Annotated in this window: 5 protein-coding genes; 1 reads left to right on the forward strand and 4 read right to left on the reverse strand. The window is 42.2% G+C overall.

Translation table 11 applies throughout. From position 1 onward, the window contains the following. Window positions 1-170: 170 nt before the first annotated feature. Both PI95_RS25830 and PI95_RS25835 read right to left on the reverse strand, forming a co-directional pair. On the reverse strand, window positions 171-866 hold the full coding sequence (locus PI95_RS25830) for a class I SAM-dependent methyltransferase (protein WP_039747509.1): 696 nt from the start codon (window positions 864-866) through the stop codon (window positions 171-173). Window positions 867-1053: 187 nt separating this feature from the next. Beyond that, window positions 1054-2193, reverse strand: a complete 1140-nt coding sequence (locus PI95_RS25835; RefSeq protein ID WP_052325210.1) for an iron-containing redox enzyme family protein — start codon at window positions 2191-2193, stop codon at window positions 1054-1056. 399 nt (window positions 2194-2592) lie between these two features. Between PI95_RS25835 and PI95_RS25840 the strand changes: the two genes are divergently transcribed. Further along, the gene (locus tag PI95_RS25840) at window positions 2593-3999 is read left to right on the forward strand and encodes a DUF8628 domain-containing protein (protein ID WP_039747508.1); all 1407 of its coding nucleotides are present in this window, start codon (window positions 2593-2595) and stop codon (window positions 3997-3999) included. 132 nt (window positions 4000-4131) lie between these two features. Here the strand turns inward: PI95_RS25840 and PI95_RS25845 are convergent, their stop codons facing one another. Both PI95_RS25845 and PI95_RS25850 read right to left on the reverse strand, forming a co-directional pair. Continuing rightward, the gene (locus PI95_RS25845) at window positions 4132-4923 is read right to left on the reverse strand and encodes an SAM hydrolase/SAM-dependent halogenase family protein (RefSeq protein WP_039747507.1); all 792 of its coding nucleotides are present in this window, start codon (window positions 4921-4923) and stop codon (window positions 4132-4134) included. Between the two features lie 106 nt (window positions 4924-5029). Continuing rightward, window positions 5030-6517: a DICT sensory domain-containing protein gene (locus tag PI95_RS25850; RefSeq protein ID WP_039747506.1), complete on the reverse strand. Its 1488-nt coding sequence runs from the start codon at window positions 6515-6517 to the stop codon at window positions 5030-5032. Between the last annotated feature and the right edge of the window lie 316 nt (window positions 6518-6833).

A 6833-nucleotide genomic window follows, 5' to 3' on the forward strand; every position in this document is an offset into this window, starting at 1 on the left:
CAATCCTAAATTATAAAGGTTCGTCAAACAAAACTCGCAAACATAACGCCCTCAGCATTCTATGCTGAGGCTATACGAACGAAGCCCGCCTACGCGGGCTATGGATATTCTAGCTTGTGTAGGCGGGCGTTGTGCGTACAACGCCGCACTATGCAAAGGGTGTCAAGTACTTACAAACTCGTCATCACATGAGCTAATTCACTAGATAAATCAACATCACACTCATGGCATTTTTTAAATAAAACTCCCGCTAAGAAGTAATAATCGCCAGAATAAAACGCCATTTTATGCTTTCTTAATTCTTCGATGTGTTTTTTGACTTTTGGTTCAGAACTGTAGTAGCCAAATTTCAACGGCAATACGACAAAATTATTAACACTGTAGCCGTTTTCTTTCGCCTTTTCAATCGTACTTTCGGGATTAGAGTAGCTAGATACTAAAAGTAACACATTGTCATAATCTAATGACAAAAGCTCGTTAGTAACTGCGGCGCCATCTATACCGCCAAATAATAATGGCATGTAAATATCTTTGTCTGGTGCAGGCAAATATGGCGGATTAGCAATCAGATATTCGGCTTTAGGTTTAGACGATTTAAACAAACATGAATTATTGATGACGTATTTATTAGCGAGATTATATTCATCAATTGTGGAATTGGCGACTTTCCACGCAGAAGTATTTAATTCAAATCCATGTATGACACCATCAAATTTGTTTCTTAATAATGAATTGATAACCGGAGTACCATCTCCAGAGCCAAATTCAACAACAGACTCGTCATTTTGGCAATTTCTGATGACAAGGTTTTCCAAGCAGTTGGAGTAAAAGTTAGATTCTTCGGGACAAACAAAAATGTCTTTCATGGGAATTGCACTTTATGATATAATTAGCGAAAGCGAAAAGATTAATTACTGGCTTAAAAAAAGCGAGCATAAATTGTTCCTTTAGCTAAGAATTAATGACTAAAGGAATATTTTGAGAAGCAAGTGACAATAACAAAAATTAGAAACAAAATAAAAAAGGCAAGATAAAACTTGCCATATTTAATTTTTATTTTCTAATTTTTTCTATTTCTTTGATGAGTAAAGCCGAGTGTTCTGCCTCGCGTATCGATCGCACGACAGCAACAGCAGCGCGATCGCTCATCAATTTTTCCTGGTCATACCCCAGCACCAATTCCCACGCATCCGAGGGATATTGTTCTGCCAAAGGCAAAGCTACATCATCCAGCATCCAACGTCCGTGGCGTTCGTCTTCCCTGATATGCAGTTCCCAATAACCCATCGCCGCCTCCGACAGTTGCAATCGTTGCGCCGCTGTGAGATAATTTCTATAAGCTGCGGGTCCTGCGACTTCAAAATAGGTCAACCCCCCACTATAGCGCAGAAAATGCCGCTTGCACTCCGTCACCAAAAAGTTATGATTAGCGCAAGCTAGTACTTCCCAAGGCACTAAATCGAAGTATCCTTCTGGCTGAGTGTTCATACCAAACTCAGCCATCATTGCCTTGAAAAATGTCGAGTGCTTGCGAGATAAGCGCCCGTTGCCGTATTCTTCTAGCAGTACCCGTATCAGCGTACATTGCACCTCATTTGCCGCACCACCCAAAATGCGGGAAAGCCGACTACCTTCAACTAAACCATCAAACGAGGCGATCGCTAACAAGTGACGATAACCAACTTCGCTCATTTCCTCACGGATGTAGCGACTTTCCGAGGATAATGGCGGATCTAAATCTTCCGCAGCACGTTTAATTAAAGCATCTTTGACATCCAATTGTTGCAGTGCAGCCACATCAACTTGTGCTAATTCCCAATTTTGCCAAGCTGCTTCAATTTGCTGGCATAATGAGGATAAATAAAGCGATCGCTCATTATTATAGTGCCGCAAATCGTCATACCAAAACAGCTTCAGCCGATTGATGCCATAAAGAATTCGCTGTAAAAAACAGTGAGCATCATCATCACCATAGCCTTTTTGATAAGCCTCACTAATTGCCGATCGTAGTGCGTCTTCAAACTCACTAACTATAGATGGTTGTGCATCCAGTTTATTATCCAAATCCTCAGTTGCCAGCAGCTCTTGAAATTGCTGCATTGCACAATCGTACTTGGTAGATACTTTTGAAAGTGTTTGTTCACTGTTTCCCGACATCGATGCGATGGGGAACCTAACTAAGTTGGTTTGCATGGAATCTTTATTTGCCCAAAAGGGGTGTCAACATGAGTTTCACCTCTTCTACCTAGATTCCCTCCAAATAAATTTATCTACCTCTCCCCCAGGATATAAAGAAAATTTAACTGTTTGATAAAAGATTCTGTCGGAAGTATCTGGTAAGTAAGTCAGGAATACGTGACAAAATTGCTTTTAATTCCTAGCTAATGTCAAAAATCCGGTTTTTCTTGTAGAGAAAATCTGTAAACCGACTTTTTTCACTACGATGAATACTCAATCACTGTTCTAGGGGAAATTGCGCCTAAGAGTGTTCGGTTCTACGACTGTTACCAGTACACAAATAACTATAACCTCATAGTGGAATGTCTTTTATAGATGCTGTTAGCCGTTGAGTGAACTAAGAGGTGAAAACCTGTGTACAAATGGATCTTGCCAAGTCTGAGTGAAATTTTAGCCGAAAGTCAATTAAGTGTGGCTGAATGTTCACCTGCTGCATCAGACCGGCAGTGGTGCGTCAGTTTAGCCGCAACTGAACAGTTGCTATTAAATACTTTAGCAACTAATTCAACTGATGCCACCCAAGGATTAGTTTTAGCTGCACCGGCACCAATGTTTAGTCAGCCAAGAGTAACTCAAAGCTTGCAGACAATAACTTTTACAGCAAAACCATTTAACCCGTTGGCATTGATGCCATTTCAAATGCCGACCGGGACGACAGTAATACCATCAGAAATTGCTCCTCATGAATCAGTATTGCCTTTATTGGCTGCCGATCCGTTGGGGAGAGAGCAGTTTTGCTTAATTTTTACAGAAAAATTTAGATTAGTATTAGTTTTAGCAGAAGATAATAGCGGTAAAAAAAGGTTTTCGTTTTCTTTTGACCCAGAAGTGGTTCAGATGGCGTGGCGATCGCTTGGTGCGAGAGTCATGCTAAACAATCCAGATTTTTACGCCGAACTAAATTCTTTAGTCCAAAAATACGAACCAGTTGCACCAGATTACCACATTTTGATGCAATTTAGTCAGTTATTGTTAACGCAATTACCCCAAGAAGAAAAAGCCGCGAACCGACACGATAAAGAAAATTGCGCCGATGCCTCTGCTCACCGTTCGTCCCGTCCCGATGTAGAATTGCTTCAAGCTTTTGCTCACGAAGTCCGCACACCCTTGACAACAATTCGCACCATGACACGTCTGCTATTAAAGCAGAAAACCTTGCCAGCAAACGTTATCAAGCGCTTGGAAGTTATCGACCACGAGTGTACAGAGCAAATTGATCGTATGGAGTTGCTCTTTAAAGCCGCAGAATTAGAAACTTCTGCTGCCGCGAAATCGAGCAACACTCAACTGACACCAACTTCTTTAGATCAAGTTTTACAGCAAAGCATTCCCCGTTGGCAACAAACCGCAAATCGGCGTAATTTAACTTTGGATGTTGTCTTACCGCAGCAATTACCAACGGTGGTAAGCAATCCTTCAATGCTCGATCGCGTCCTCACCGGTTTGATGGAAAATTTTACCCGCAGCTTACCAGCTGGTAGCCATATTCAAGTACAGGTAATTCCCGCTGGCGATCAATTAAAGTTACAATTATCACCACAAGCTCAATGCAAAGACAGCGAAAACCCCTTCGCAGCCGTAACCCCGCCAATTCGTAAGGCTTTAGGTCAATTGTTGATGTTCCAACCAGAGACGGGTGTAATTAGCTTGAATCTTTCTGCGACAAAGCATTTATTTCAGGCGATCGGCGGTAAACTCATAGTCCGCCAGCGTCCGCAGCACGGCGAAGTTTTAACGATTTTTCTGCCGCTGAAAGATTGATGAGATGGGCAGGGGGCAGGGGGCAGGGAGCTCTTAGCAGGGAGCTCTTAGCAGGGGGAGTTTGTCTCCTCGTCTTCCTTGTATTCCCCCTCTTCCTTGTCCCATCCCCCATGCCCCATGCCCCATTCCCCATTACCCAATACAAGTAACTAACTGATTTACACGCGGTTTCCCGAAGCGTTCCCAAGCGTTACCACCGCGCAGAAATAATTCCATCCAACGAATCGATCGCTTTCCATCAGGTGTTAACCAACCAGAACTTCCCGGTGCAAAAGCTAATGTTCCTTCTGGGACTTTAAAGCTACCGTCGGAGTATACTGCATCACTTACTACATCACCGACGCGGATAATTACTTTGGCTTCGGGTTTGAGGTTGATGCTATCTGCGGGGATGGTGGTTTTAATGTTACCGTAACCATCAATCCAGGCTACGCGATCGCTTGGTGCATCAGGAATATCACTTTTATTCAAAACTTCTCCCAAAACGCTTAAATCGCCTCTACCAATCGCACCTGCTGCACTGGGAAATACATCACGCGATCGAAATTGCGAACCGCCTCTAGAAACCTTGACAATATGCAGTACTTGTGCATAATCTTTGATAAAAGAGAGTGTGTAACCAGCATTAACACCGACGACTTTAACATTATTGTCAAGCAGAGCATAAGTTAATCCCTCGCCTTCATTGTCCCGTCTGGCTTGTTTATCATCTTGGCGGGGCGCACAATTATGATAAATTAAACGTTCTTCTGGACCAATGTTCAGACCGAGTTGAGCAATCCAAAAGCCGGTAGCCAAGGTACTGAAAGCTGGAGCTGAAACTAAATTGATTAGAGAATGCGGTAATTCTGTTAATAAACGCTGCGTAACCTCAGCAAAAGCCGGATCACCATTTCCGTAGTCTGCAATTAAGGTGATGAACATAGTTGGGTGTTGGTTGTTAGTTGTTAGTTGTTAGTTGTTAGTTGTTAGTTGTTGGTTGTCAAAAAGCACTCCTAACCACTATCCACTATCAACTAACCACTATCCACTATCCACTAACCACTAACTGTACTGTAAAAATAGAACCTTCAGACAGTTTACTTTTGACAGATATCGAGCCTCCACAGCGTCGCAGCAGTTGCTGAACAATCATTAATCCTAAACCGGCGCCTCCCTTGTCTTCTGTTGTGCCTGAACGCACGCGATAAAAGCGATCAAAGATTTTGGGAATCTCGTTTTCGGCAATACCTATACCTGTGTCGCGAAATTCTAGTTGGACATAATTGCTTTTACCCTCAGTAGTGGTAGATGCTTTTTGGATGCCTTCACGCGGGGAAGTTCCGCCGAGAAAGGCTCGCACCGACACTTGACCACCATTAGGTGTAAACTTAATACTGTTATGCAATAAATTAATTACAATCTGCCTTAACCTACCAGTGACACATCTAACTGCTGGCAGGTCATTGGGTACGGTGTAGGCAAGCAGAATGCCTTTTTCTTCGGCTAAAGGTTGATAGGTACTGACTACGCCCGGTACAATGTCCGAGAGGCGTACCGACTCTAAAGTAGTTAAGTCTAAATTGCGCTCTAATTCTACTAGATCCAATAAACCAGTAATTAGGGAACTTTGGCGATCGCACAAATTATTCAACATTTGTAAATAACGTTGTCGCTGCGGCGGTTTTAGATTGGGAGAATTTAACAATGAAAGTGCCGTCTTCATGTGCGTTAACGGTGTACGCAATTCTTGACACACATTGTTTAAGTATTCATCCTTAAGTTCTTCTTTATTGTGCTGTTTTTGATTTCGCTGCTGAACTTTGCTCGATCGTTCAACAGCGATTTGCCGATTTATTTCTTCTTGTCGCTGAAGTTGTTTTTGCAGCAGGGAACTCATCAGTGTTGCATCCGGCATACTTGGGCAAATAAAATCAGCCGGGACGAGAGAAAATGAATCTGGCGCAGTTGCTTGTTTTATACCATCTAAAACTCGTTGAATTATTCTTCCTTCAAAAGTATTTATCGTTAGCAACGCACTTGTTTTATTGCTTTTTACTTTTGCGTCAGGGGTTTTGCGTATTTTGGGCGTTCGGTGTGCCAAAATTAAACTACAAAACTGCGGTGACAATACCATTAAAAAGTATTCCCGTCGCAGTTGGCTATCTGGGAGTAGTTGCACTCTCTGGTAATGAAGTGATGGGATGATGCCTTTTTCCTCACTTTTTTTGAAGTGTGCATTTGAGTCATCTGAACTTCGGACTTCACTTTTGCTTTGCACCGAACCCACGTCACAACTATAGATGACATCAGACACTTTTACCCAAGAGTGATAACGCGCTAATTCTGATTGCCAAATTTTCTGTGGTGGTAGCTTCACCCATAAAGTGGCTGCAATTTTCTGCTCAATTAATAAGTCAATTTGCGATCGCACCAGTGACAGCAGAGTAGCAGGACTAAGAGATAATGGTTGGGGAGGCGTTTTTACACCCAAAGCTAGCTGATATATAGACACATCCTGAGCTAGAGAATGATTCATTTTGCGCTTTCACTTAATCGGGCAAGGATAAAACAAGAAATAACTATTTCTTTGATTTTTACCGTTATAAGCACATTTTTGCACCCTTTAAAAGAAAATTATTGATTAAGTATTAATCACTATAAATTGGCGATTGTCAATAATTTTTACCCAATACTCAGTACCCAGTACAGTATAAAGCTAAAAGAGTGTATCATTGTGTATACGGGGCAAGCGGGCATGGGGATTCACAAACACTCTTTCACTCATTGACAGGCTTGTTTTAAAGATCCGCGATGCCCAACGAACCTGCAAGATGAAGCCTGTCCATTTTTGT

The organism is Hassallia byssoidea VB512170 (genome assembly GCF_000817785.2).
In the GTDB taxonomy this organism is placed as follows: domain Bacteria; phylum Cyanobacteriota; class Cyanobacteriia; order Cyanobacteriales; family Nostocaceae; genus Hassallia; species Hassallia carrinoi.